This is a genomic window from Brakhagea slesvicensis, from assembly GCF_052161625.1.
In the GTDB taxonomy this organism is placed as follows: domain Bacteria; phylum Planctomycetota; class Planctomycetia; order Pirellulales; family Pirellulaceae; genus JBKCUI01.
Map to the genome: position 1 here is coordinate 1,395,847 of NZ_CP197412.1, position 24,512 is coordinate 1,420,358.

Annotated in this window: 24 protein-coding genes; 12 read left to right on the forward strand and 12 right to left on the reverse strand. The window is 54.5% G+C overall.

From position 1 onward, the window contains the following. Positions 1 to 85 precede the first annotated feature (85 nt). The 3 genes from SH467x_RS05375 to SH467x_RS05385 all read right to left on the reverse strand — a co-directional run bounded on the left by SH467x_RS05375 (position 86) and on the right by SH467x_RS05385 (position 2,003). Complete coding sequence (locus tag SH467x_RS05375; protein ID WP_482370259.1) at positions 86 to 439, reverse strand: hypothetical protein; 354 nt, start codon at positions 437 to 439, stop codon at positions 86 to 88. 252 nt (positions 440 to 691) lie between these two features. Then, positions 692 to 1,114: a hypothetical protein gene (locus SH467x_RS05380; RefSeq protein ID WP_482370260.1), complete on the reverse strand. Its 423-nt coding sequence runs from the start codon at positions 1,112 to 1,114 to the stop codon at positions 692 to 694. A 376-nt stretch (positions 1,115 to 1,490) separates the two neighbouring features. Further along, positions 1,491 to 2,003 carry a hypothetical protein gene (locus SH467x_RS05385; RefSeq protein ID WP_482370261.1) on the reverse strand — a complete coding sequence of 171 codons (513 nt, stop codon included), beginning with the start codon at positions 2,001 to 2,003 and terminating at the stop codon, positions 1,491 to 1,493. A 1,352-nt stretch (positions 2,004 to 3,355) separates the two neighbouring features. Between SH467x_RS05385 and SH467x_RS05390 the strand changes: the two genes are divergently transcribed. After that, the gene (locus SH467x_RS05390) at positions 3,356 to 3,574 is read left to right on the forward strand and encodes a hypothetical protein (protein WP_482370262.1); all 219 of its coding nucleotides are present in this window, start codon (positions 3,356 to 3,358) and stop codon (positions 3,572 to 3,574) included. Between the two features lie 307 nt (positions 3,575 to 3,881). Here SH467x_RS05390 and SH467x_RS05395 read toward each other — a convergent pair whose 3' ends face one another. From SH467x_RS05395 to SH467x_RS05410, 4 genes are all read right to left on the reverse strand, one after another. After that, positions 3,882 to 4,532 (reverse strand): hypothetical protein, encoded by a 651-nt coding sequence (locus tag SH467x_RS05395; protein ID WP_482370263.1) that lies wholly within the window; start codon positions 4,530 to 4,532, stop codon positions 3,882 to 3,884. 273 nt (positions 4,533 to 4,805) lie between these two features. Beyond that, entirely contained in the window at positions 4,806 to 5,300 is a 495-nt protein-coding gene (ribH, locus tag SH467x_RS05400) for a 6,7-dimethyl-8-ribityllumazine synthase (RefSeq protein ID WP_482370264.1), read from the reverse strand. 41 nt (positions 5,301 to 5,341) lie between these two features. Beyond that, the gene (rho, locus tag SH467x_RS05405; protein WP_482370265.1) at positions 5,342 to 6,751 is read right to left on the reverse strand and encodes a transcription termination factor Rho; all 1,410 of its coding nucleotides are present in this window, start codon (positions 6,749 to 6,751) and stop codon (positions 5,342 to 5,344) included. Between the two features lie 311 nt (positions 6,752 to 7,062). After that, entirely contained in the window at positions 7,063 to 7,689 is a 627-nt protein-coding gene (locus SH467x_RS05410; RefSeq protein ID WP_482370266.1) for a glycosyltransferase family 2 protein, read from the reverse strand. 260 nt (positions 7,690 to 7,949) lie between these two features. Here SH467x_RS05410 and SH467x_RS05415 point away from each other — a divergent pair, with 260 nt between their 5' ends. From SH467x_RS05415 to SH467x_RS05465, 11 genes are all read left to right on the forward strand, one after another. After that, positions 7,950 to 9,350: an undecaprenyl-phosphate glucose phosphotransferase gene (locus SH467x_RS05415; RefSeq protein WP_482370267.1), complete on the forward strand. Its 1,401-nt coding sequence runs from the start codon at positions 7,950 to 7,952 to the stop codon at positions 9,348 to 9,350. Between the two features lie 2 nt (positions 9,351 to 9,352). Further along, on the forward strand, positions 9,353 to 9,928 hold the full coding sequence (locus tag SH467x_RS05420) for an NUDIX domain-containing protein (RefSeq protein ID WP_482370268.1): 576 nt from the start codon (positions 9,353 to 9,355) through the stop codon (positions 9,926 to 9,928). 99 nt (positions 9,929 to 10,027) lie between these two features. Further along, the gene (locus tag SH467x_RS05425; protein ID WP_482370269.1) at positions 10,028 to 10,297 is read left to right on the forward strand and encodes a hypothetical protein; all 270 of its coding nucleotides are present in this window, start codon (positions 10,028 to 10,030) and stop codon (positions 10,295 to 10,297) included. 60 nt (positions 10,298 to 10,357) lie between these two features. Then, positions 10,358 to 10,777 carry a hypothetical protein gene (locus tag SH467x_RS05430; RefSeq protein WP_482370270.1) on the forward strand — a complete coding sequence of 140 codons (420 nt, stop codon included), beginning with the start codon at positions 10,358 to 10,360 and terminating at the stop codon, positions 10,775 to 10,777. A 149-nt stretch (positions 10,778 to 10,926) separates the two neighbouring features. Beyond that, entirely contained in the window at positions 10,927 to 11,259 is a 333-nt protein-coding gene (hpf, locus tag SH467x_RS05435; RefSeq protein ID WP_482370271.1) for a ribosome hibernation-promoting factor, HPF/YfiA family, read from the forward strand. A gap of 130 nt (positions 11,260 to 11,389) precedes the next feature. Further along, the gene (locus tag SH467x_RS05440) at positions 11,390 to 11,866 is read left to right on the forward strand and encodes a PTS sugar transporter subunit IIA (RefSeq protein ID WP_146676717.1); all 477 of its coding nucleotides are present in this window, start codon (positions 11,390 to 11,392) and stop codon (positions 11,864 to 11,866) included. Between the two features lie 5 nt (positions 11,867 to 11,871). After that, positions 11,872 to 12,165 carry an HPr family phosphocarrier protein gene (locus SH467x_RS05445; RefSeq protein WP_482370272.1) on the forward strand — a complete coding sequence of 98 codons (294 nt, stop codon included), beginning with the start codon at positions 11,872 to 11,874 and terminating at the stop codon, positions 12,163 to 12,165. Positions 12,166 to 12,263: 98 nt separating this feature from the next. Next, positions 12,264 to 14,012 (forward strand): phosphoenolpyruvate--protein phosphotransferase, encoded by a 1,749-nt coding sequence (ptsP, locus tag SH467x_RS05450; protein ID WP_482370273.1) that lies wholly within the window; start codon positions 12,264 to 12,266, stop codon positions 14,010 to 14,012. A 71-nt stretch (positions 14,013 to 14,083) separates the two neighbouring features. Next, the gene (locus SH467x_RS05455) at positions 14,084 to 15,817 is read left to right on the forward strand and encodes an Rne/Rng family ribonuclease (RefSeq protein WP_482370274.1); all 1,734 of its coding nucleotides are present in this window, start codon (positions 14,084 to 14,086) and stop codon (positions 15,815 to 15,817) included. A 165-nt stretch (positions 15,818 to 15,982) separates the two neighbouring features. Next, positions 15,983 to 16,807 carry a 3-deoxy-8-phosphooctulonate synthase gene (gene kdsA / locus SH467x_RS05460; protein WP_482370275.1) on the forward strand — a complete coding sequence of 275 codons (825 nt, stop codon included), beginning with the start codon at positions 15,983 to 15,985 and terminating at the stop codon, positions 16,805 to 16,807. Positions 16,808 to 16,852: 45 nt separating this feature from the next. Further along, positions 16,853 to 18,604 carry a hypothetical protein gene (locus SH467x_RS05465; RefSeq protein ID WP_482370276.1) on the forward strand — a complete coding sequence of 584 codons (1,752 nt, stop codon included), beginning with the start codon at positions 16,853 to 16,855 and terminating at the stop codon, positions 18,602 to 18,604. Positions 18,605 to 18,625: 21 nt separating this feature from the next. Here the strand turns inward: SH467x_RS05465 and SH467x_RS05470 are convergent, their stop codons facing one another. From SH467x_RS05470 to SH467x_RS05490, 5 genes are all read right to left on the reverse strand, one after another. Beyond that, on the reverse strand, positions 18,626 to 19,684 hold the full coding sequence (locus SH467x_RS05470; protein ID WP_482370277.1) for a Gfo/Idh/MocA family protein: 1,059 nt from the start codon (positions 19,682 to 19,684) through the stop codon (positions 18,626 to 18,628). A gap of 36 nt (positions 19,685 to 19,720) precedes the next feature. Continuing rightward, a complete protein-coding gene (lpxA, locus tag SH467x_RS05475) occupies positions 19,721 to 20,557 on the reverse strand; it encodes an acyl-ACP--UDP-N-acetylglucosamine O-acyltransferase (RefSeq protein WP_482370278.1) in 837 nt (278 codons plus the stop codon). 64 nt (positions 20,558 to 20,621) lie between these two features. Next, the gene (gene lpxC / locus SH467x_RS05480; protein ID WP_482370279.1) at positions 20,622 to 21,527 is read right to left on the reverse strand and encodes a UDP-3-O-acyl-N-acetylglucosamine deacetylase; all 906 of its coding nucleotides are present in this window, start codon (positions 21,525 to 21,527) and stop codon (positions 20,622 to 20,624) included. A 170-nt stretch (positions 21,528 to 21,697) separates the two neighbouring features. Continuing rightward, positions 21,698 to 22,399: an OmpH/Skp family outer membrane protein gene (locus SH467x_RS05485; RefSeq protein ID WP_482370280.1), complete on the reverse strand. Its 702-nt coding sequence runs from the start codon at positions 22,397 to 22,399 to the stop codon at positions 21,698 to 21,700. 156 nt (positions 22,400 to 22,555) lie between these two features. After that, a complete protein-coding gene (locus SH467x_RS05490) occupies positions 22,556 to 24,424 on the reverse strand; it encodes a M28 family peptidase (RefSeq protein WP_482371343.1) in 1,869 nt (622 codons plus the stop codon). Positions 24,425 to 24,512: the final 88 nt, after the last annotated feature.

Consider the following 24,512-nt stretch of genomic DNA (forward strand, 5'->3'; position numbering starts at 1 on the left):
ACACCCTTGACCCGCTTGCGCCCTTGTGCGGACATAGTCATTTGACGCAATTGTAAAAGCATCGGGTGACTATCGCCTCGCTTTGTTAGCGGCACCACATAGAAATAATACACCAGAGAGCCAAAACGCACATGAAGGAAGTAAACGTGAACAAAAATGCATGCCGTAGATTCCCAATCATGAAGTACCGCCCAGCACATACACAGCACGCCGATATTCCAAATAAGGAGGCAGGAGCCATAGAAAAGCTAATCAAATAACGGACGTCGTAACCATCTGATGCGTCTCGCAATATGTTCGGAACGATCATAGCTCCGTAGGCTGCGGTTACGAATGCCACAAAGAACAACAGCGTTGCTGGAATCACTCCGATGCGAAAACGCTGCGACCCAACTGTCCTACTAGCGTTGGTCGGTTGTGAGTAAGGGTCTGTTGCCATTATGAAATCCATTTGTACATAGTAGTAGTTATCTGACGCATACAACCGTAAACAACAGTTACATTGTATACCATTTTGCAGGTCAAAATGGCTGTTAAAGCCGCTAACTGGCGCCTCGTCCTTTAAAATGTAGAATTGTGTCATCTACAGGGAATTGTTCCCCAAAATGGCACCCTCGCGTTTTTAAGGGTATTCCAGATAGGTGGAATCGGGTTGATGAAAGTTGCCTATTGGTCGCTAGGTTGAACCCTGTCAATCCTCTCCCATCTCTCGCGCGTTCTGCAACCTCGGATGCGTGAGTAAGTTTGGAACTTCAGCTCGGAACGACATGTTGAGCGTCCGGAGGACCTTCCGGCATTGCTCAACGATGGTTTCGCCGATGCCGGGTGTTCTTCGCAGTTCCGTCTCGGTGGTGCCTGCAAGGGATCGCACGCTGACGTAGCCGAGGTTGTAGAGTAGATCCGCGAATCGGACATCCAATCCGATCTCGTAGATGGTCGCGTTTGCCAGGAGCTGGTTCGCGTTCGGCGCCGTCCGTGCGATGAACTCAGCGACGATTGCCGCGCATCGTTCCCAGGCTGGACTGCGTTCCCTCAACGCGGCGCGAATCTTCTCGAGTGCTTGATCAAGTAATTCTTCCCAGACTGCATACGACACATAACGCTTTTTTTTCATTTTTGGGTGGTCCCAAAGTGAATGGCTCGATTGTCATGATCGTTCTCGCAGCGTCGCTCAAACTTCAAGGCCGTGGAAAGGAGGCATCTGGAAGGTTGGGGGCAAGATCCGTGCTGTCGTGTAGTACTCGACCCATTTCGGCTTGGCCATCGGCATTGGTACGAAGCAACAGGAAATGTCTTACGGTGCCAACCTTGCCAACCGATTTAGCGATCCGCTGTCGACTGTGCTATAAGTGGTAGGTGCGAGCACCAGCAGCCAGTTCCTCTCGTGGCAGACTTCCAACTCTTTCGGGATCTTCCGCTATGTCGACAATTGTTTGGGTCAACAATGCTTCAAGGGGTGATAGGTGGGTGCCTCCTATTGTGACACCGCATTACTGGTTGATGATTTCACCATTGACTTTGACCCATGCGGCGTCAACGTTGAGCGTAGCGAAATCAACCGCGTAGTCCTTCGACGTAAACTCGTAGTCAACGCTGTCAGCATAGGCAGTAATGTCAAAGGGTTTGGCGAAGAAGACTTCGAAGATGATTTGTGGCAGAAGACATAGAATCGCGAGTCCCATCATGGCCCAGTTCCGAAAACTATGCGGAACCGAATCCTTGAAGTACGGCCAGATCAACCAAAGGGCCGCAACGGTGATCGAGATTGCCAATGCAAGGCTGGCGAATCGCAGGCCGTGAAGTTTCCACGCACAGGCAGTGCAAGCTGGAGCCTTGGCAACAAACGGCTTGCCCCACCACCAAAGCAACCAAGTCCACCATCCAAGCGTGCCCGTCATCAGACGAACGTGAGACTTGGGGGCGTCACCATTGCAAACGACGCACCGAGCAGGAAATCGTGCAGCGTGGGAACGAGGCAGATTGATGTCTGTGCTTTCGGCCATTGAGGAACCGTATTGATGACGGATACGAAAAGGATCACTCACGTCGAGCGAGGAAAGCATGGACCGCCAGAGGCCGGTAGATCGAGACGTTGGGTGCATCCGCTGGTTAGCTCATGCGTGCTCTGAACCGACAGGCTCGAGTATGGATCGATCCCTGTGGATGGTCAGGAAGATGATGAGCGAATTGTGCGAGTGAGAGAACACCTCTCACGCAGACTAGATCTTAGCAGATCATGTTGTTGATGGCACATCGGCTATGCGGAAACGGCAGAGATACGTCAAACGGTCAGATCACGAACATGGATATTGCTAGAATCTAAAGCTCAGCGTCTTGAGCAAGCAGGAACACTAATCTCCACTCATTCGCACTAATCAAAAACCGCGACAATATTGTTGCTATTCCTTATTAGTGGTGATTAGCGACGATCAGTGTTCTGCTCCCATGTAATCCCAGGAATTGATTGGTCGCGAAGTCATCGGCTGTCTTCCATGTCTAGCGCATTCGGCAACCTCGGATGCGTGAGTAAGTTTGGAACTTCAGCTCGGAGCGACATGTTGAGCGTCCGGAGGACCTTTCGACAATGATCGACGATTGTTTCACCGAATGCCTGGCGTTCTTCGCAGTTCCGTCTCGGTAGTGCCTGCGAGCGATCGCACGCTGACGTAGCCGAGGTGTTGCCGTCAAAGTGTCGGGGGAATGGATCGTCGCCGAGATTCAGTAGCCAGCACATCGCATTTTCGAAAACTTAGTCCACACACTTCACAGCCCATTCCATTCGTCGAATGGGCTACAATGAAACTTCCTTTCCCGGTGTATGCGCCTCAGAATTAATGGTTCGTGCATCGGGCCGGATTTCCTCGTACTCCTACTCAGTGCAACGGTACTCGTACTCGTCCTCGAGAAAACGGAGATGACAGAGTCGATCTTCGACTACGATTGACAAGACGTGTATCGACTTGCGATCGACTAGGTTGACGCAATTGTTTCAACGAACCGATTCGGTGGCGGAACCGGAGATCGAGTACGAGTACCGCGATGCTGAGTACGAGTACGAGTACGAGAGGAAAAACGAATAGAATATTGCACCTAAGTTACCAATTGTGATCCCTTGGCTTTAAACGGAATACTTTCGGCGTTCGCCAGGAGTTAGCTATGTATGCGATGAATACAACCAATCGGTTCGATGTTAGTAATCGCAGTCGTTAGTTATTGTTGGTGTTGTTGCCCACCTAACCATTGCGTTGTCGTACTTCATTCGGATTCCAGTAGGATGACCTGATCTCGCAAAGGCCGACGTGTGCTATCCGACAGCAAAGAGTCTCACTTCGAAACCGGAATAAGGAATGCAATCATGACATCTTCGCAAAAAAGGAAACTTATCGGAACGAATGCTGGCATATGGGCGATCGCGATACTCGTATCATTCGTCTTGCCCTTTATTGCCGAATCGCTGTCCGCCGGCGTTGCCAATTTTTTAAAGGTTCTGTGCTTCGCCCTGCCGCTTATTATCGGAATGGGAATGTCGACAATGGTGATCCAGAAAGCCATTCCTGATGCAGCAGCAGAATGATCGCTCTAACGAACGAGACCTGCTCGGAACGATCGAAACGAGAGATAGCTCTGTCGCTTCTGCCTAACTCCGAACCTTGAATGGCGCCAACGCAGCTGCGTGCAAGAAGTTAGGTTTGCCACGGCGGTGCAGGGACTTGTTATATCGCATTTAAGGTAGCCGCCATCTTGCGACTCCATTGAGCCATAGACTTGCAGGGGTTTGCCTGCATAAATTATAGAAAGAAGTAACGTAGCGAAAGCAAGGTGCGTACAACTCTTGCCTCCTCATGGGTGGATCTGTTGCTTGCGCTATCAGACATGTACGCCTATCGGCTGACTGTTGAACGAAAAGAACGCATTGCTCCGATCGATGCGCATGCTAATGCGAAAAGGATCGCGGCGCTGGGCTCTGGAACAGAAGATAGACGAAAGCGGATGTTGTCGTAATAGACGGAATTCGGAGCGACCGGCGTTCCACCTCGGAATCGGAACGAACGAAATCCAGGTAGGTCCGGATCTCGTGTTAACTGCATGGTCGCGTACCCAAAGTTGCTGCCACCACCAGGCAATGAGCCTTGCCAACCTGCTGTCTCACCAGTCAGTCCTGGTCCCACGAACCCCTCAAGAACCAAAGAATCGAGATCTCCACCAAAGTCCCCAGCGTCTATGAAAAAGGCTGCAACGGGTCGGCTTAACTCAATCTGGAAATGATCATCGATGTACACTCCATTATCGCCGTTGAATGGGCTTAGGCTTCCGCTAAGAAATGGATTCACCCCAGGCGAATCGATGTCGAATGTTGCACCCGAGGTTCTGGTGATCGTGATCGTCAATTCGGGCTTCACGTACGTCAGTGACGTAACTCCCGCAATCCCTTGTTTGTCTTCAAAGTCAAACGTGAAGTCCGCCCAGATTGCGGAAGAGCTGCCAAGCAGCAGTAGCCACATCGCTGTGGCAACGAGCAATGTCTTGTTCATTTCGTTATGAAGATGGAGGGGGGCAGACTTCGAACTTAGGTTGGTCTGCCACCATGGTAAAGCCTCGCCGACCCAATTGCGAACCAAAAGGGCAAAGATTACCGAGTCGATTGCGATGAGTTCGCAACATGGATAGGCGTTGAAGCAGCGCCAAACCGCATGGTCATCCTCGCGGTTTTTCATCGCGTGCGAAGGCTTGCGCCACTCGTAACTTGCTAAGCGGTGAAGGTTGGGCTAAGCGGTGAAGGTTGGGCCAAGCGGTGAAGGTTGGTCTTAGCGGTGAAGGTGGGCGGCTGCGGCGGCAACACGGAGGCAAGTGAGGAGGGCTTGGGCGGATTCTTCTCCTTTGTTGCCGACATTGCCGCCACTTCGCTGGATCGCTTGCTCCAGGCTATTTACGGTGAGGAGGCCAAATGCAACGGGCTTGTTGTGGTCCAAGGAGAGTTGCATGAGCGCCATGCTCACGGCACGGTTGATGTGTTGGTCGTGGGTCGTTTCCCCTCGAATGACGGCGCCGAGAGCGATGGCGCCTCGGCAAGTCCGCTCGCCGAGGAGTTGTTGGACTCCGAAAGGGAGTTCCCAAGCTCCCGGTACGGGGACGATCAAGATATCCTCGTCCTTGATTCCGGCTTCCAGCAAGGTGCTGACGGCACCGTCTCGCAGTTTGCCGGTGATGTGATCGTTGTATTCGGAAACGACGATGGCGATGCGGTGCGCTTCGATGCCTTGGGTGTTCACGCTAGGTGCGAGATCAAGTGTTTGTGGCATAGCTTGGACTCACGGTTCGATGGGTTCGAATGGGGGAGGGATTACGGGCGGATGCCGAGCAGGAACTCTGCGTTGGATTTCGTTTTCTGCATCTTCTGAACGAGTTGTTCCATCGCATCGGTCGGGCTCAATTGCGAAAGGGTCTTTCTCAAGAGGGAGACTCGCTGGTACTCCTCTGGGTCGAGCAGCGCTTCTTCCCTGCGCGTTCCAGATGCGTTGATGTCGATCGCCGGCCAAACGCGGCGATCGACCAAGGCACGATCGAGAACGATCTCCATGTTCCCAGTTCCCTTGAACTCTTCGAAGATGACATCGTCCATCTTGCTGCCAGTCCCGACGAGCGCGGTAGCGATGATGGTAAGGGAGCCGCCCTCTTCCACCTTGCGAGCCGCTCCAAAAAACGATTTGGGCTTTTGCATTGCGTTGGCATCTAGACCGCCGGTGAGCAGCTTGCCGCTTTGAGAACATTCGCCGTTCCAGGCGCGCGCGAGGCGAGTGATGGAATCGAGGAAGATCACCACGTCGATGCCATCTTCCACCAGTCTCTTTGCTTTCTCCAAAACCATCTGGCTGACTTGGATGTGTCGCGAGCCGGGTTCGTCGAAGGTGCTGCTAACCACTTCGCATTTCGGGCCACGGACTTCGCGTTGCATATCGGTGACTTCTTCCGGACGCTCATCGATCAAAAGAATGATGACGTATGCGTTGGGGTAGTTCGCCAAGACGGCTTTGGAAAGTTTCTGAAGCAGTAACGTTTTGCCAGCCCGGGGTGGGGAGACGATCAAGCCCCGTTGTCCGAAGCCGATGGGTGCGATGAGATCGACGACGCGAGTCTCGATCACATCGGGAGCGGTTTCCAGAACGATTCGCTTGTTCGGGTGCAGAGGGGTTAGCGAGTCGAAGGGTTTGCGAGATTTGGCTTCGTTGGGATTGCGATGGTTGATGGCCTCCACGCGAAGCAACGCGAAGTAGCGTTCGTTCTCTTTGGGAGGACGGATCTGACCGGAAATGGTCATCCCGGTGCTGAGGCCAAAGCGTCGAATTTGCGACGGGGATATGTAGATGTCGTCGGTGCAGGAGACGTAATGGTGGCTTGACGATCGCAAGAATCCGAACCCGTCGTTCAGGATTTCCAGGGTGCCTTCCCCGTAGAGGATGCCGGAGGAAAGGAGTTTCGCCTTGAGGACTTGATAAATCAGTTCTTGCCGATCGAGCGATTCTGGGTTGCCGAGTTTCTCGCTTCGAGCCAATTCGAGGATGGCCTCGGTCGGCATTTGTTGCAGAGTTGCGAAATCGATAGCGGGCTGTGTTCCGCTGCTCGGCTGCGCGTGTCTGCGGTCTTTGTAGAGTTCCTCGGAAAGGGACAAAGGCTCCGCATCCCGTGGGGAGGAAGTAGGGCGCAGGGGAACCGACCTGGGAGAAGGGGTTCCGTTTTGATCGTGACCGTTCATGAAAAGTTAAACGAGGTCCGCTTGGTTCAACAACAAGCCGCACTCGGGGAGCGAATGGAGCAACGCGACTGAACGCCGGCGGATGGACGATGGGAGGGGAGGTAAGAAGAGAGAGTTGAGCGAATCGCCCGACCGGATGATTATAGGTCTAGCGACGTCGTTTGAGCAACGGAACAAGTACGAAAACCTCAGGCATTCCGGGGCGAAATCCCAAGGTTTTTCGAATCTTGCCTCCAGGGAGAACGGCGGCCTTCCGCCTGGTCGCTTCCGCAAGCCGGGAGAAGTTACCGTTGTGGGGGTGCAAGGCGATGTTACGGGGCCTTGATCGTCTTTGCTGCCGAGTCACCTGCCGGCTGAATAAATTTCGGGCCCGAGATGCGCCGATGGGACTGGTGGGTCACCTCGAGATCCTCCAGCGAATCCTTGATTTCGGAAAGACCTTTGACGCCATCCCGCCGCATCATTTGGAGGCCGCCGGACACGGTTCGTGTTTGGGGCCAATTGTCTTCTAGCCTTTTGCCCCAATCGTGCAATCGCTGGAGGAGTTGTTGGTCGACCCGTCGCACGCGAGTCGCTGCCCTCGCGATGACGAGTTGTTCGTCCTTGCGTAGCTTCCAAAGGTGCAGAACCTCTTCCAGATCGATTTCTTCATACGATTGATGGAGGAAGATGAATTCGCCGCGAGCTCGGTGCAGGACAGACTCGGAAGCTTGGACCGGCCCCACGCTCGATTGCTTTCGCACCACCTCCAACTGTGGATATCGCCGTCGCAATTCGTCCAAAATCTCCGGTGTGGCGTCGGTCGATTCGTCGTCGACAGCGATTAATTGAACATCTCGACTCAAGTCGCATAGCCATTCCAAAAGTCGCTCAATCTGGGAATGGATTTCACTCTGACGATCTTTGACCGGGAAAATGATGCTCAGAGAGTCTCTCATGCAACTATCAATTCTCAAGAGGGATGGCGACGGGGGACCGGGTGCGGCGACTCGTCGGATCATCGGATTGAATGCATTTGCAAGTGGAAGGGTCGCGAAGGAATTCCGTTTATGCCGCGTATAGGGATTGTCCCGGTTTGTTCTGCAGGGGGGCTGCTGGAAACCAGGAAATGGGGAGGCGTGTTCGGGGTTTCGACCTAACAGATAGTAGCGATTGTCGCCCATCGCTTAGCTTTCAGCCCCTTACACGAGACGTTGTTATGAGTGCATTTGCCATTCGCCCGACCAGGTCGTTTGTCCCGGTTCTGCTCCACATGCTTGACTCGGTTCTGCTTTGCATTTCCCTTCCATTGGTTCAGTGGCTCACGAATAAACCGATCAACGAGCTGACGGCGATTGTCAGTTTGGTGTCGTGCATTGCTTTATTCGTGATCGGTGAATTGTGCGGTTATTATCGTCCGAGCGGCGGTCAGTCCGCGAACAGCGAAGTCGCGTTAGGAACCGTCGCGTGGATTATTACCTTTGTATCCATACTGCTGGTCGGGGTCTTTACGAAGCAGATCGATACCTTTGCGCGTTCCAGCATGGTTGCTTGGTTCTTTGTAGGAGGACTATTGTTGCTGTGCAGCCATATGGTCGTACGAGCGGCGATGGAGTATTTATGCAAGTGGGGGGTTGGAGTACGGAGAACGGCAATCATTGGGGCAAATCGATTGGGATACGATATTGCACGCAATGCCATGCGTTCGGCGGATAGCGGGTTGCGGATCGTTGGCTTTTATGACGATCGAGGTGCGGAGCGCCGGCAAGACCACGAGCAGGATTTGCCCGAATATTGCGGCACGACATCCGAATTGTTGGCTTGCTCGCAGCGAGGCGAAATCGATGTCGTGTTGATCGCTTTGCCGATGCGTGCGGAGAAGCGGATTCAGGACTTGCTCGATGTCTTTGGGAACACCACCGCTTCGGTCTACATCGTGCCTGATTTTTTTGTCTTCGAGTTGCTCCATTCGCGCTGGACGCAAGTGGGCGGGTTGCCGGTTGTCAGCGTTTTTGAAACCCCCATGTATGGCGTGGATGGATGGGTCAAGCGAGCGCTCGATTTGAGCTTGAGTCTGATCGGCGTCGTTTTGATTTCTCCGATTCTTTTGATCTGTGCGTTGCTGGTTCGAGTTACATCGCAGGGACCGGTCTTCTTTCGTCAGAAGCGATATGGCCTCGATGGCAAAGAAATATTGGTTTGGAAGTTTCGATCGATGTTCACGTGCGACAACGGGCCGGTGGTGAAGCAGGCGACGAAGGATGATCCTCGCGTCACCCCGATCGGTCGCATCCTGCGTCGCACCTCGCTCGACGAATTACCTCAGTTATTCAATGTCATCGACGGTTCAATGTCGCTGGTCGGGCCCAGGCCTCATGCGAATGCCCACAACGAGCACTACAGAAAATTGATTCGCGGCTATATGATGCGACACAAGGTCAAGCCGGGAATCACTGGTTTGGCGCAGGTCGAAGGGAGCCGCGGCGAGACCGACACCATCGAAAAGATGGAAGCTCGCATCGCGCTGGATCACCGCTACATTCGCGAGTGGTCACTTTGGCTGGACATCAAACTCATCTTAAAAACCTTTCGAGTCGTTTTGCGGCAGGATGCGTATTGAACATGTCGTTGCACCCACGCGACCAACACGGGCCTTGGCAAATCATTGCGCGTCATGACGTTTATCAAGACCCTTGGATGTCCGTGCGCAAGGACGACGTCCTGCGTCCCGATGGACTGCCGGGGACCTATTCCACGGTCCGCATCAAGCCAGGTGTGTGCGTCATTCCCATGGATCGCGATGGGTCGATTTATTTGACCCGGGAATTTCACTACGCTGTCGGTCGCGACACGATCGAAGGAATTAGTGGCGGCATCGAAGAGGGAGAATCGGCCGAGGAAGCTGCATTGCGGGAGCTTCAAGAAGAAGTGGGAGTGCAAGCGGAGCGATTGCGGCATTTGGGTTGGGTCGATCCTTTGACCTCCGCCCTTTCCTCGCCGACGCAGCTCTTTTGCGCGACCGATCTTCGGCTGGTGGAAGCTTCCCCGGAAGGAACCGAACAAATCCAGCGCATTCACGTCTCGTTGGAGCGAGGAATTCAGATGGTGATGGAGAGCGAGATCACTCATGGCCCGACTTGCACGGCCCTCTTGAAGATGGCGATGTTGCGAAATGCAGGAACGTTTGCGGCAGGCTGATTCGCATCGTCGGTTGGAATCTCGCGTCTTTTGCTACCGATTGGTAGGATGCTGGCTCGTTCCAAAAAGACGATTTCGATAGGCGCAAAGGGATCCATAATGGCGATGGAATCTGAATCAGGACTGAACCCTTCCGAATCCCCCGCGAAGATTAGGCTCGCGGAGGGGCAAGAAGTGAACCTTGGATGCGGCACATTGATCTTGATCGCGTTGATCGTGTTGATATTCAGCCGAAGCAAGACGGGGGATCTGGAGCGAGAGATCGAGGGGTTGCGAACGGAAATTCGCGAACTCAAGAGCGCCGTCGAGGGTCAAAGTGTTCGGCTTCAAGAGTTGCAAAGCACATTGACGAAGGCAAAAGCCGAATAGCACCTTGTATCGATCGACGCGAGCGTCCTTGTCGGAACCGAGGTCGAGAGGAACGAACCCATGACCAGCTTTCTTCGCGCCATCTTCTATCGGCCTCGGGGGCTTTTGGTCTTAGACGCTGTCGGGGCGTTGAACACATCCATGGCAACCTACTTTTTGCTTGCGGCCGAGCGATGGAAGACCGGGCTCCCGACCGGGATTCTGTCGTGGATGGCTTTGGTCGCGTTGGGTTTTGCGATATGGGATATGGTTTCGATCCTTGGGTTCCTCGAGCCCCGGGATGGTCTACGAGTGATTTCCTGTTGCAACTTGCTCTACTGCCTTACGGTGATGGCGCTGTTGGTGGTGTTTCGCAGCCAGATCACTTGGGGGGGATGGGCGTATTTTGGATTGGAAATTGCGGTGATTGTTCCGTTAGCGATTTGGGAGTGGACGGTTGCGGGGCGAGAATCGCGGAGCATTTCCGATCGGAGTCATTAGCATTTTTGATCCGAAAGAGGGTAGGAAGAAGACGGGGATTTGTTAGGGGCATGCAAAAGGGTTACAATTCGGCCATTCGGGCACAGACCTTAGGGTGGGTGCTCGGCAGCCTTTGTCCTCTTATTGCTCGAGCCCATCGGAGTTTCCCCGTGCAAGTCAACGTTTCCGCTCGTCATGGCCACCTCAAGGCAGAAGATCAAGCGATCATTGTCGAGAAGGTGGAGAAGGTTCGGCGCCTCTTCGACCGCATCAATGCCATCGAAGTGACAGTCGACTTGGAGCATTTGGACAAGCCGTCGGTCGAAATCAACGTTTCCGCAGAACATGCACCTGATTTCGTCGCTTCCACACAATCTCAAACGATTTTGGCCGCTTTGGACTTGACGATTGGCAAGGTGGAACAGCAAATTCGGAAACACAAAGAAAAGGTGACGGAGCACAAAGCCACGGGAGTGAAGCACTCCAATGGCGAGACCGTCTAATATCAGCTTGTTCGATCCCCGATCGCGAGGAGTGCCATTGGCGAGCCCTCGCGACCGGAATATTTATAGTTTCGTATTTTTGGCCAGCTCCCTTCGGAGTTGTGTGAGCGATTGAAGGATTTCTAGGTCCATGAAGTTTTCTGCATTTATTTCCCCCAAGGCCATTCGGGCGCAGCTCTCGGCGACAAGCAAAGAAGGGGTGATCTCCGAGTTGGTCGACGCATTGGTCGAAGCGGGTGAGATCAAAGAAGCGGATCGAGGCGATATCGTCAAAGCGATCATGAAGCGGGAGGAGTTGGGGAGCACGGGGATTGGTCGCGGCGTGGCCGTACCGCATACGAAGCATGCCAGCGTCGAGAAGTTGGTCGGGACGGTCGGAGTTAGCGAGACCGGTCTCGACTTCGAGTCGCTCGATGGCCACGACGCTTCCTTGTTCTTTTTGCTCGTTTCTCCTCCGGACCGTCCCGGGGATCACTTGCGAGCCTTGGAGAACATTTCGCGGCAGTTGCGAGATGACACGTTTTGTCGATTCCTTCGTCAATCGAAGAGACCCGAAGACATTCTTCAGTTGCTCGAAGAGGCGGACAGTAACCAGTTCGGTACTTGATAGCCATGAGTGCGGCGATTCAACATTGCGTAGTAGTTGTTAAAAATCCCGAAGGGTTGCACATGCGTCCTGCGGATAAGCTGGTACGCACCGCGGCTTCCTTTCAGTGTCAGATCGAGCTGGAGCGGGCTGGGCAAGTCGCAGACTGTCGAAGTATTCTCAGTCTTCTCACGTTGGCAGCAACGCAGGGGAGTGAGTTGATTCTGCGTGCTCAAGGTCCGGATGCGGATCAAGCCGTGCAGGCGATCAGTCAACTCTTTGAGTCCCAATTCGACGAACCATCTGCTGCACCGGGCTAATGTTCCTCGTCCGTCCCGAAACCATCCATGCGATAAGGCGTTGCGTCTGCGAGAAATGATTTTTCTCTTGGTCCATTCCAACACACGAGCGGCACAGAATGCTTGAACTGCAAGGTATCGCTGTATCGCCTGGCGTTGCCTTCGGGCGTGCGTTGGTTTTCGACCGAGAGGGGTATCGCATCACCCGATGTTTGGTGAAGCCAGGCGAGTACGAGTCGGAATGGAACCGACTGATCGAAGCGGTCACAGTTGCCAAGACGAAGCTGGAAACCAATCGGCAGTCGACTGCTGCATCGCTGGGCGATCATCTCGGCGGGATATTCTCGGCTCAGCAGCAGATCCTCCTCGATCCTCACTTGCAATCGGAGCTTGAGAATCTCATCCGCAAGAAGTCTTACTCGGCCGAATACGCCGTGAGCGAAGTCTTCACACGGTACGCTGCCGCATTTCGCAAATCCCCCAGCAGCTTTCTTGCTGAGCGTGCCAATGACGTGCGGGATGTCGAGCGTTTGCTGTTGGAGCATTTGACGGGTCAACCGATGGCGACACTGACGCAGTTGCCCCATGAGGCCATCGTGGTCAGTCACGACTTGACCCCAGGGGAGACCGCAGCCTTTGATCGCTCCAAGGTGCTAGGCATTTGCACCGAGGCGGGTGGGCCGGGGGGGCATACAGCGATCGTAGCCCGGGGGATGGAGATTCCCGCCGTCGTAGGGGTCGGAAATTTCCTGCACAACATCCGAAGCGGCGATGAAGTCATTATCGACGGGCATTTGGGACGCATTATCGTGTCTCCCGATGCTTCGACTCGAGAACGGTATCTGGAGCGACGATTGTTTCGGCAGTCGATCGCGACCCAATTGGAAGAAATCCGAGACTTGCCCGCCAGCACCAGTGATGGGGTCCGTATTGAATTGATGGCAAACGTGGAGTTCCCTCACGAAGCGGCCGCGTGCATCGCGCGCGGCGCCGACGGAGTTGGTCTCTATCGAACCGAGTTCCTCTACTTGGGGCACTCCAATGAACCGAGTGAAGAGGAGCATTATCAAGCGTATGCGCGCGTCGTGCGTGATATGCAAAATCGCCCCGTCGTCATTCGCACCCTCGACCTGGGTGCGGACAAGATGGGGATGACTCATTTGACAGAGCCCGAGAACAATCCGTTCTTGGGGTTGCGAAGCATTCGTTTAAGCCTTCGAAATCCAGCCCTCTTCCGGATTCAGGCCAGGGCGATTCTTCGGGCAGCTTGTTTGGGAGACGTGCGAGTCATGTTTCCCATGATCACCACGCTCGATGAATTGCGAAGCGCTCGCTTTCTGTTGCGTTCGGTCGCCGAGGACTTAGCGTCCGAAGGCGACTATATCCCTTGTGCCGTGCAAGTCGGGATGATGGTCGAAGTCCCTGCGGCAGTTCTGATGTTGGACCGGTTCATCGAAGAGATCGACTTTGTCAGCATCGGAACCAATGACTTGACCCAGTACACCCTCGCGGTGGATCGAAGCAACGAATCGGTTGCGGACCTCTACCAAGCGTGTGATCCTGCCGTGCTTCGACTGATTCAGCGAACACAGCAAATCGCATCCGAGAACCATAAGTCGACGAGTGTTTGCGGTGAAATGAGCAATAACCCTGCTTATGCACTGCTCCTCGCCGGAATGGGAATTCGCACGTTGAGCATCGCCCCTGCGGCGATTCCCATCCTGAAGAAAGCGATCCGATCGGTCACGATCGGGCAATGCGAAGCGATGGCTTGGAGAGCATTGCGTCTCTCCACGGCGCGCGAAGTAGACGCTTTCTTAATGAATCAATTAGCCGGGCTCGTGCCCGAAATCGTTTTGCAAGCCTAACGATCCCAGTACAACCATTTGAAATTTGACGCTTCGATGTCGCTCCTCCATAAGCGATCGACAAGACGCCGATGAACCAGAATCCAACCGGATTCACTCGCGACGCTCTTTTCAAGGACGAAGCGATGGAAAGGAACCAAGCCTCGATGAAAAAGGAAATGCTGATCAATGTCTCCCAAATGGAGGAGTGCCGCATTGCCCTGCTGGAAGACGGAGTTCTGGAAGAACTCTACACCGAACGAACCAGCCAAAACAATTGGGTAGGAAATATCTACAAAGGCAAAATCGTCAATATCGAACCGAGCATCCAAGCCGCCTTCGTCGACTTCGGCGTCGGACGCAACGGATTCCTGCATATCAGCGATATCGAACCACAATACTTCCGCCAAGCTGGCTACGATCCTGATGAGATCATGGATGGCCATTATCCCGGCGTCGATGATGAACACGACGAAGAAGGAGAAGAGGAATCGTCCGAACAAGGCAAGCGGAATGGACGCAATTCCCGACAACGCGGCGGAAAACTCCGCAGCGGCCGCCCTCGGTTCAAGCCGCCGATTCAAGAAATCTTCAAACGGGGTGATGAGGTTTTGGTGCAGGTCATCAAAGAGGGAATCGGTACCAAGGGCCCCACTCTCTCTACCTACATCAGCATCCCGGGCCGCTATCTCGTTCTGATGCCCGCACTCGGACGTGTCGGTGTCAGTCGCAAGATCGAAGACGAAGACGAGCGACGCAAGCTGCGAAGCATGATGCTCGAACTGCAACTCCCGAAGGGGGTTGGTTTCATCGTACGCACCGCCGGCCAAGAACGGACACGGAAAGAGCTTTCACGCGACGTCGCGTACCTACTCCGTTTGTGGAAAGTGATTGTCAAACGGATCAAGAGCACGCCGGCTCCCTGCGATGTCTACGAAGAAAGCGACATCATGATCCGAACGATTCGCGATACCTTTACCGATGACATCGACACATTGATCATCGACGAAGAAAACGCGTACAATCGCGCCAAGGAATTTTTGGAACTGGTCATGCCTCGCTTTGCCGATCGACTTCAAAAGTACGATCGCAAAGAACCGCTCTTCCACCATTACAAATTGGAGCAGGAGATCGCCAGGATCCATCAACGTGTGGTTCCGCTCAAGGGTGGCGGATCGATCGTCATCGACCAAACCGAGGCGCTCGTGGCGGTCGACGTGAACAGTGGTAATTTCCGAGGAGGAGATGAGAACGCCGAGGAAAACGCGTACCACCTGAACGTCGCGGCCGCGAAGGAAATCGCACGACAATTGCGTCTTCGCGACTTGGGGGGAGTCATCGTCAATGACTTCATCGATATGCGAAGAGAAAGCCATCGCCGCAAAGTGGAGAAGACGCTCCGCGATGCGATGAAACGCGATCGAGCGAGGACCAAGATCCTTCGTACCAGTCCTTTTGGATTGATCGAGATGACACGGCAACGCATTCGCCCCAGTTTCAAGCGAAGCGTTTACGAGGATTGCCCCTGCTGCCGAGGCCGGTCGCTCGTGAAGACCGCCGAGAGCATGTCGATCGAGGTAACCCGGTTGATCATGATGGCTTGCCAGATGTCGAATGCCGCTAGGGTAGTCGTCAAGGTCAGTGAGAACGTTGCCGCGTATCTCAATAACCGGAAGCGTAGAGACTTGATCAAGCTTGAGGAATCGACTGGCGTGAATATCTTGATTCTCGGCAGTGATACATTGTTCCCCGAGCATCTGGATCTAGAGTGTCGCGACAAAGACGGGACCTTGATCTCTCTACCGTTCTTAAGCGAACGGGTGTAGGGACGGCAACCGGCGATTCTATTGAAGCTCGCGATCGACTGATCCAACAGCCGCTCGCGTGTTCGCAACCGGTATGGGGCTGATAAGGTCGCAGGAGATTGTCTTGCGACCTTTTTCCGTTGAATGGAGATCCATGAATTCCGCCGCTAGGAAGGGTGACAAACGATGAAGAGCTTTACGATCGGCAACCATACGCTCCCCTCCGATCGCATGTTGCTGATTGCAGGGCCGTGCGTCCTGCAATCGCTCGACCTCTGTTTGCAAATCGCACAGCAGGTTCAGATCATGTGCGACGCGATGGATATCGCGTACGTGTTCAAGGGATCGTTTGACAAAGCGAATCGTACCAGCGCTAAAGCGGATCGAGGACCTGGGATCGATGCTGGCTTAGAGATCCTCGCGAAGGTGAAAGAGCGGGTCGGTTGCCCGGTCACCACGGACGTTCATTTGCCCGATCAAGCAGCGGTGGTCGCGGAGGTTTGCGATCTGCTTCAGATCCCGGCGTTTCTCGCACGGCAGACCGACCTCATCGTGGCTTGCTCGGCAACAGGTCGACCGCTCAACGTGAAGAAGGGGCAGTTCATGGCTCCGTCGGACATGCAATACGTTGTCGAAAAGGCTAGGAGCAGCGGCGCGCCGGGGCTGGCGCTCTGTGAACGGGGTACGTTTTTTGGCTATGGCCGTTTGGTCAATGATATGACAGGTCTCCCGGCGATGAGGGCCTTAGGGGTGCCGGTTCTCTTCGACGCCACCCACTCGGTACAACAGCCGGGTGGACTTGGGGGAGCGACCGGGGGAAATCGCGCGATGGTGGAACCGTTGGCCCGCGCGGCGGCTGCGGTCGGGGTCGACGGCCTCTTTTTTGAAACGCACCCGGATCCGAGTCAAAGCCCTAGCGATGGCCCGAACATGGTCCCGCTCGATGCATTCGAAGGGGTGCTGAGTCGGGTCCATACCATTTGGCGAACCACGAAACCTTGGTTAACGTAATACGCAGTTCCGCCACTCCTACTCATCCTCGCCGCTCCAAAGCTTATGAAACGACGATTCGTAACAACCTCTATTTTCACGGGATGGCTGGCGGGAGCATCCCTGTTTCTTCCTGGTTGCGAAAACAAGAACCAGCGAGAGCTGCAGCAGATCCAAGCGGCCAAGACGCTATCGCAGGAGCGGAAGGATACGATTCGCGAGGCCTTTCGATACCTCCCTCAATTGATTCGGTTGGATCGAATCGCCGCGCTAAAGGAGATTCGCTACCAACTCAACACTTGGTCCAAGAGCGTTCAGAATCCGCCGGAATGGAAGTCTCCGGAGTTGCTCAATTCGATTGCTCCCAGTCTTCTCACGATCGACTTTTCGAAACGGATGAAGGAAATCGAGTTTGGCGAACCCGAATGCGAATACTTGCTGCAGTGCCAGATGCTGAGCCAAGTCGCCGGGTGGGTTCTCGAGCAGCCGTACCGGGACGGCCTTTTCCTGGATTGGCTCGCTGCTCAGCAAAAAACATTACCGCCTGAAGAAGGGCTGCGACTGGAGACGGCTCTCAAGCTCTTTGATTGGACCATTTGCAATGTGGCGATGGAAGGAGCACCCAAAGACGTCGAGCAGTTGCTGACCAATCCTGACCTCCCCATCTCGGACACAGCCCCGATCTATCGACAGCTTCCGTGGCAGACGATGATGTTCGCCCGGGGAGATCGTTGGCAGCGCGGGCGGGTTTTTACCCAGCTACTTTTTTCGCAAGGCATCGATAGCGTGGTGCTGGCGTTGCCCAGTCCGTCCGGCGCGGTTGAGAATGCCTCGGTGAGACCTTGGTGCATCGGAGTGCCGATCGGCGAGGAGCTCTACCTATTCGAACCGCAATGGGGCATGCCCATTCCCAGTCAGTCGGGGGATGGGATCGCGACCCTTCGAGAAGCCAAGAGCAACCCACAAGTGTTGCGACGCGCGAAGATCGCAGGTTTCTTTGAATACCCGGTCGAGCAAGCGGACTTGGGCAAGCTCATCGCAATGATCGACTGCGAACCGTTTGCCGTTTTTCGGTCGATGTTCACGCTTCAACGTTCTCTCACGGGCGATAACCGAATTCGCATCAGCATGGATGCCGATGCGTTGGAACAGCGGATTCAGAAGCTGGATGAAACGCTTTCCATTCGGCTATGGAATGTCCCTTGGTTAAGTCACGTTTATAACATCTCGCTGCGCCAAAGACTGGACGAACAGTCGCCATTCTCGATGCAGTACATGGATCAATACGGTGTGTTCATCATGGACACCCCCATCAGCCGCGCACGGCAATTGCATTTCAACGGGCAATTTGAAAGCACGGTCGAAGCCGATGGTGCGTTGCGGACTTATATGGATTTTCGCGTCGACGAGCAAACCCTGAAAGACTTGATGACCGATCGGATGATCCAGCAAGAGCTTGGGATGGTTCGAAGTCCTTACGAGCCGATCGAACGATTTGAGATGCGATTGCTCCAAGCGCAAGGCTTCTTTCGTCGGTCCAAGTTCGATATCGGGATCTTCGCTGCCATGGCAAACGGGGACTTGAACAAACCCGAGACGGCGATCGACTGGTTGCAGAAGCGAACGCTCGATGTCGAAGGGACCCAAAAGTGGCATGCCCATGCCCACTACTTGCTAGGTCGCATGTACGAACGGACTGGGAAACAAAAGCAAGCCGAGGCGGAATATAAATTCGAAGCGTCACCACAGGCCGCTGGGAATCGCATTCGCATTCGCAAGCTGCGGCAGAAATTTTCTACCGAGCTCGGCGAAGAGTAGGATTCGAGTCCGAAGGGCAGCTTAGGCTGCGATCCGGATCGGAGATGGAAAGAGAGACGCGGACTGCTTGGTTCGCTGCATAGCATCGAGGATCTCCCGAGCGACACTGAGGGCTGCGGTGCCCGCGTGTCCGGAGACAGTGACCGACTCACCGGTGCGCATCGATTGGATGAACTCTGAATGTTCTAGCCCGATCGCGTTATGGGCTGGCGGTTGGATTTCGGTTCGATGCAGCCACGATTCGAAGAGCTCATCTTTTACCTTGGATCGCGCTTCGGCAGGGAGGGCGTCGGCGAGCCGTTCTCCTCGCTTCACCTCGTCTCGCGCTTCGATCGCGACGATTTGGCTGGTTCCGAAGTCGATATGTTGGACGCCATCTTCGCAGTAGAGGCTCATTGCCCGCTTGGGTGACTGGGCGATTCGGGAAGCTCGCAGTTGCGCCATGGCGCCGTTGCGGAACCGGAGTTGTGCGACGGCAAAGTCCTCGTGCTGTCCGAGCACTTGCCAACCGTACGCTTGGACTTGTTCTACAGGCGATTGGATAAGGCTGAGGATCAAGTCGATGTCATGGATCATGAGATCCATCACGATTCCGATGTCGGTACTGCGTCCCGAGTAGGCTCCTTCGCGAACGGCCTCGATATAACGCACCGACTCACTCCGTGTGGTTGCACAGACCGTTTTCCAGGCCGGATTGAATCGTTCGACGTGTCCGACTTGCAGAGTGGCATGGTTTTCGTATGCCAAGACCACCAGCTCATGGGCTTGTTCGGTCGAAGCCGCGATCGGTTTCTCCATGAACACATGGATGCCTCGTTCCAGACACCAACGGCCGATTTCGTGGTGCAGAAACGTGGGAGCTGCGATGATCACGCCGTCGATATGGTGTTCTAGGTCGCGGTAGTCTTCTACGGTCGGCAGCTTGAGTGTCGATTGCACCAGTTCCCGGGAAGCTGCAGATGGATCGGCGACGGCGACGAAGTGGCATTGGTCGTTCGCCGCGAGGAGTTTAGCGTGGATCCGTCCGAGGTGACCGCCGCCGATAACAGCGATGCGTGGTAGCTTCCCTGCGATACTCATTTGGAGTGTTGTTCGTTAGAGGATTTCCAGCAGAACCTAAGCCGCTGCGGCGCTGGCGCCGCCCGAGCTCGACGAGCTTCGGCGGTCACGTCCGCGACCATGCTTGCCCAAATTGGACTCGTCGATGAAGGCGAAGAGGGTTTCCAATTCGGGGATCAGCCCGCCATCACCTTGCAGAATCTCACGAGCATGCTTGACACCGACTTTGGATCGGTAAAGTAATTTGTGAGCTTCGCTGATCGCGCGAATGGAAGCGGTCGAGAAATTCTTTCGCTTCAATGCGACGACGTTGACACAACGAGGACGAGCCGGGAATCCCTCGGCGAGCATGAAAGGAGGGATGTCTTGCAATACCCGTGAAAGTCCGCTGACGAAGGCGTAGCAGCCAATCGAAGCAAAATGATGCACCGCAACGCCGCCGCTCAAGGTGGCATCGTGTTCTACTTTCACGTGCCCTCCCAGCATGACGGTATTCGCCATGATGACACGGTCTTCGACGAGGCAGTCGTGGGCCACGTGCGAGTTTGCCATCAGGTAGCAGTTATGGCCGATGCGGGTGGTCCCTTCATCTTTCTCGGTGCCCCGATTCACGGTGACGCATTCGCGAAAGACGTTGCCGTCGCCGATGATGACTTGGGTGGGCGATCCCTGGTAGGAGAGATCTTGAGGCTCACCGCCTATGACACATCCCGGGAAGAAGCGATTATCGCGGCCAATGGTTGTGTGACCGGTGATCGTGACATTGTTTTCGAGACGTGTACCACGCCCGATTTTCGCATTCGCGCCAATGACGCAATGATGTCCGATGCGAACATCGTCATCGAGTTCGGCGCGAGGATCTACCACAGCGGTGTGGGCTATGATTGTTGGCATGGTTCACTTCCCAGACTAAGCGTCAATCTAGTGCGAAAAACGTGATGATGCGTTGAAGGGCGGATCAAGCTGCGTTCCTCGCGACATGAGTTTTATGGTTTAGGGACGATTGGAACTGCTGTGCGCGTCCCGTCTCGAACAATGCTGCGGCGAGCATCCCGTTCAAGCGGTGACCGCTTCGATGCGCGATGACTTTTCCTTGGATTCTCCACCCGCAGAGAGCCAGATCGCCGACGACGTCGAGCAATTTATGCCGCGAGCATTCGTCGTCGAATCGAAGCGAGTTATCGATCGGACCGTCGGAACCGAAGACAACAAGGTCTTGGTAGGTGACGTGCGAAGCGATTCCTTTCGTCTGAAGCATCTTGGCTTCATGCTCTTCCAGGAAGGTTCGCGCGGGGGCGACGTGCCGAGTGAAAGTGGAGCGATCGATGGGAAGGGTCGATTCGGACTTGGGAATACTGCTTGAGTGGCCGTAATCCAACTCGTATCGAATGGTCATTCCCACATCTGCCGACGGGATCGCCATGATCCATTGCTGATCATCCCCCAGTTTGATCGTCTCTTCGACTACGACCGACTGGGTAGGTTCGAATTGGCACCGAACACCCGCCTGTTCAATGGCCAGTGCAAAGGAGAGCGAACTGCCATCCATACCAGGCATTTCAGGAGCGTCGCACTCGACGATGCAATTGTCGATATCGAGCGCGTAGAGTGCGGCGAGCACGTGCTCGACCATTTCAACGTGGGCGCCGGATTGCTCGAGTGTGGTTCGCAATTGGGTTTCGCGACGGTGGGCGGCGTGGGCCTCGATTGTCGGACGTCCTGGCAGGTCATTGCGCTGAAAAACGATCCCCGTTCCCGCCGGTGCCGGCAGGAAGGTCAACGTATTGGCACGTCCGGACCAATAGCCACGCCCGCTAACGCGGGTGACGTGCTCAATTGTTTGTTGGAATCGTAGTGGCTGCATGCGAGGTCGAAATCCGTTTCGAACCTTAGGGGTAATAACTTGTTCAGAAAGGAGAGCGACATCATGTCGCTCACAGTGGGCGTGTGTGGACTCTTCTGGATTTAACTCCCGCAGCTGGTCGTATCCGTCGAACGATAAGATCCGTCCGACGGACTGCCAGCGACGGAATGTTACCGTTGTGGTCCGACACCGGGTCGGGTTGCTGTTTGGGGGACAGCTGGTTTAACCGCAGCAGGGGATGCCTGAACATTGTTCCTCAAAACGTAAAGCACAATGTCGGTCAAATCCATTCCTGGAGACTGATAGACAACATCGCGTTGAATTCCGAAGTCCACGGTCCGGGGTTTCTTGTAGTCCATCTCGTTTTGTTCTTTGCTAAATCGCAAAACCAAATCGAACTTGTAGTAGTCTGCCACCGAGTTGATAGCCGTGGTGATGTCTTTATAGGACTTGTAGACCACGCCAGCTTGCTTTTCGGCAAACTCCTTCTCCTTGCCCATGAAGTCGACGCGAAGCTTGCTTTCAGCGTTGAGAAGCTCTTCTTGCTTTTGTTTGAATTCGGGGCTCGAGGATTCGAGGTTCTTGCCAATGGCTTCGCTTTGGCTAAGAAGTTCTTTGCGGCGAGCTTCGATTTGGTCTTGGGCTGCTTGCATTTCCGCTTTGATCTTTTCCATCTCCGCATTCATCGTGGGATGGTTTTTCAAAAGGAAGCCGACATCGACCAAAGCTACCGAGGTCGCACCTGTCTTAGGGCCCTGAGGTTGTTGCGGTTGTGCGGATTGCGGAGCGTTCGCGGCGGGAGCTTGTGCCATTGCGGAGGCAGAGCAAATCCCCATCAGAGCGACGGTCGCGAGAGAAATTCGAAAATGCACTTTCGAGCACTCCTTGCTAAGTGGTTGTGAATGTTCACTAACGTTTTTTCAAACGACAATCGATCCGTCGATCGCCGGTGCGGATGTTAGGGTCACCATGATTTACCCAGTCCACCCGCGATTCTGACAATTGTTACAAATGGCGTAAATAGCGATCTATTCGGGAACAGTCACTTTCAACTGAACTTTCTCGCCACTTCGTTCCACCTCGATGACCGTTTCTTTTCCGGGTGCGAGCGATCGCAGGGCGCGGTCGACATCCGCTCGCTCCGAGACCGGCGTATCGCCGATCCGGATCAGTCGATCCCCTTTCCGAATGCTAGCTTTCTCAGCGAGCGAGCCGGGAAGAGTTCTTTCGACCAAGGTTTCATTCAGTCGAACGCCGAGTCGAATGCCTCGTGGGCGGTTGGCTTGAGGATTCGCTATCCCGCGCACCTTCACGAAGGAGGGTTTCGCAGGGTTGAACGCAATCTCTTCCGCCAATTGTGAAACCATATCGGTTATGCGGTCGATTCCGATGAGGTTGATTTTGTCGAAATCGTCAGTTGGTCGGTGGTAGTCGTCGTGAAGTCCGGTGAAAAAGTGGAGAACCGGAATGTTTTTCATAAAGAAAGATTGGTGGTCGCTCGGCCCCATTCCTTCTGGCAATTTCTCCAAGCGGAATGCTAGCGACTCATTGGCTTTCGTGATCATGGCTTCGAACTCCACTGCGGTTCCCGTCCCATAAATGGTGAGTTCCTCGTTTTGAAGCCGGCCGACCATGTCCATATTCAGCATGGCGACGGTCTTCTCCAATTCAAAGCGTGGATGATTGCAATAATAAATGCTTCCTAGGAGCCCGCGTTCCTCACCTGAAAAACCAATAAACAAGATGTTGCGCCGAGGTCGATCGCCGGCTTGATCGTAGGCGTTTTTCATTCGCAGAGCTGTCTCGAGGAGCGCGACGGTTCCGGAAGCGTTGTCATCAGCGCCGTTGTGCACAGCGATAGTTCCCGGGGCGAGCGAGCCTGGGCCGCCCATACCGACATGGTCGTAGTGGGCACCGATGACAACATATTCGTCCGCTAAATCACCTTGCCCGGGAAGGAGACCGAGGACGTTGAACGATGGAATCTTTGCCTTCTCAATGGCGATTTCGCCGGAGATGTGCAGGTCCGGGAATGTAAAGGAACGGGGTTTCAAATCACCGTCGATCGCCTTTTCGATTTCCTCAAGCGATATGCCTGCTTGGGAAAACCAGTTCGCGAGTAACGAGCGTTTCATGAACAGGGTGGGGACTTGGTCTTTGATCAGTCCTCCCCCGGTGCCGAGGGGGAAGATGGTGTCGGGGGCATCGCGGTCGCTTTTCGCGTCATTGACGAGAATAACCGCAGCGGCCCCATGTTTGGCAGCGTTGATTTCTTTCGTGGTGAACAGCGCGTGCTGAGATGGCTCGGTACCGTCGAAAGGGCTTTTGGGATCGTCGGCCTGTGGTTCTTTCCGGAGGACAACGACGACTTTACCCGTTACATCGATTCCCGCGTAATCGTCGTAGGCCACCTCTTCGTTCGAGGTGATGCCGTAGCCGACAAAAACGACTTCAGCGTCAAAGGATCCGTTCTTGCCCAGTGTTTGGGGCTGATAATCCATGCCGAGTTTCAGGGAGGTGGAAGGTTTGTTCCCTGAGCGGATCTCGATACGATTTTTTTCTGGTGGGGTTTGGAGGGGGCCGTCGAGGGAAAAATTCTGGAAGGGAGTACCCTCGAAGAGCTCGGTTTTGAGGCCAAGTTTGGCGAACCGTTCCGCCAGAAAGTCCGCGGCTTCACGCAGGCCTGTTGTCTCGGCCGCTCTGCCTTGGCGTTCGTCTGCTGCAAGGTAGGCAATATCGGCTTGAAGCCTGGATAAAGATCCTTTCACCGTCTCGGTCGACGGTTCCTTCGTGTGGCCCCAGGGTGAAAGAGGCCCGTCAAAGCCTCCGGCGGTGATGGCGATTCCCATAGAAATCGCGGTGAGAATTCGGATCGATCGAAGCGACGCGCGTTGCATAAACACTTAGCCCTTTCAGTGACGCCTCAAACCCAGCGCAATCTGCCGAGCTTGCCATTCTCCAGTCGGGATCTTGTGGGGCAAGTCG

What these genes read in the sequence shown, in the direction of transcription:
- SH467x_RS05430 (WP_482370270.1), top strand. Translation starts at nt 10,358, where the DNA reads ATGACCAGCTTTCTTCGCGCCATCTTCTATCGGCCTCGGGGGCTTTTG.
- kdsA (WP_482370275.1), top strand. Translation starts at nt 15,983, where the DNA reads ATGAAGAGCTTTACGATCGGCAACCATACGCTCCCCTCCGATCGCATG.
- SH467x_RS05445 (WP_482370272.1), top strand. Translation starts at nt 11,872, where the DNA reads ATGAGTGCGGCGATTCAACATTGCGTAGTAGTTGTTAAAAATCCCGAA.
- SH467x_RS05375 (WP_482370259.1), bottom strand. Translation starts at nt 439, where the DNA reads ATGGCAACAGACCCTTACTCACAACCGACCAACGCTAGTAGGACAGTT.
- SH467x_RS05440 (WP_146676717.1), top strand. Translation starts at nt 11,390, where the DNA reads ATGAAGTTTTCTGCATTTATTTCCCCCAAGGCCATTCGGGCGCAGCTC.
- lpxA (WP_482370278.1), bottom strand. Translation starts at nt 20,557, where the DNA reads ATGCCAACAATCATAGCCCACACCGCTGTGGTAGATCCTCGCGCCGAA.
- ribH (WP_482370264.1), bottom strand. Translation starts at nt 5,300, where the DNA reads ATGCCACAAACACTTGATCTCGCACCTAGCGTGAACACCCAAGGCATC.
- SH467x_RS05425 (WP_482370269.1), top strand. Translation starts at nt 10,028, where the DNA reads ATGGCGATGGAATCTGAATCAGGACTGAACCCTTCCGAATCCCCCGCG.
- lpxC (WP_482370279.1), bottom strand. Translation starts at nt 21,527, where the DNA reads ATGCAGCCACTACGATTCCAACAAACAATTGAGCACGTCACCCGCGTT.
- SH467x_RS05385 (WP_482370261.1), bottom strand. Translation starts at nt 2,003, where the DNA reads ATGGCCGAAAGCACAGACATCAATCTGCCTCGTTCCCACGCTGCACGA.
- SH467x_RS05465 (WP_482370276.1), top strand. Translation starts at nt 16,853, where the DNA reads ATGAAACGACGATTCGTAACAACCTCTATTTTCACGGGATGGCTGGCG.
- SH467x_RS05455 (WP_482370274.1), top strand. Translation starts at nt 14,084, where the DNA reads ATGAACCAGAATCCAACCGGATTCACTCGCGACGCTCTTTTCAAGGAC.
- SH467x_RS05470 (WP_482370277.1), bottom strand. Translation starts at nt 19,684, where the DNA reads ATGAGTATCGCAGGGAAGCTACCACGCATCGCTGTTATCGGCGGCGGT.
- SH467x_RS05415 (WP_482370267.1), top strand. Translation starts at nt 7,950, where the DNA reads ATGAGTGCATTTGCCATTCGCCCGACCAGGTCGTTTGTCCCGGTTCTG.
- SH467x_RS05390 (WP_482370262.1), top strand. Translation starts at nt 3,356, where the DNA reads ATGACATCTTCGCAAAAAAGGAAACTTATCGGAACGAATGCTGGCATA.
- ptsP (WP_482370273.1), top strand. Translation starts at nt 12,264, where the DNA reads ATGCTTGAACTGCAAGGTATCGCTGTATCGCCTGGCGTTGCCTTCGGG.
- SH467x_RS05410 (WP_482370266.1), bottom strand. Translation starts at nt 7,689, where the DNA reads ATGAGAGACTCTCTGAGCATCATTTTCCCGGTCAAAGATCGTCAGAGT.
- SH467x_RS05380 (WP_482370260.1), bottom strand. Translation starts at nt 1,114, where the DNA reads ATGAAAAAAAAGCGTTATGTGTCGTATGCAGTCTGGGAAGAATTACTT.
- SH467x_RS05395 (WP_482370263.1), bottom strand. Translation starts at nt 4,532, where the DNA reads ATGAACAAGACATTGCTCGTTGCCACAGCGATGTGGCTACTGCTGCTT.
- SH467x_RS05490 (WP_482371343.1), bottom strand. Translation starts at nt 24,424, where the DNA reads ATGCAACGCGCGTCGCTTCGATCGATCCGAATTCTCACCGCGATTTCT.
- SH467x_RS05420 (WP_482370268.1), top strand. Translation starts at nt 9,353, where the DNA reads ATGTCGTTGCACCCACGCGACCAACACGGGCCTTGGCAAATCATTGCG.
- rho (WP_482370265.1), bottom strand. Translation starts at nt 6,751, where the DNA reads ATGAACGGTCACGATCAAAACGGAACCCCTTCTCCCAGGTCGGTTCCC.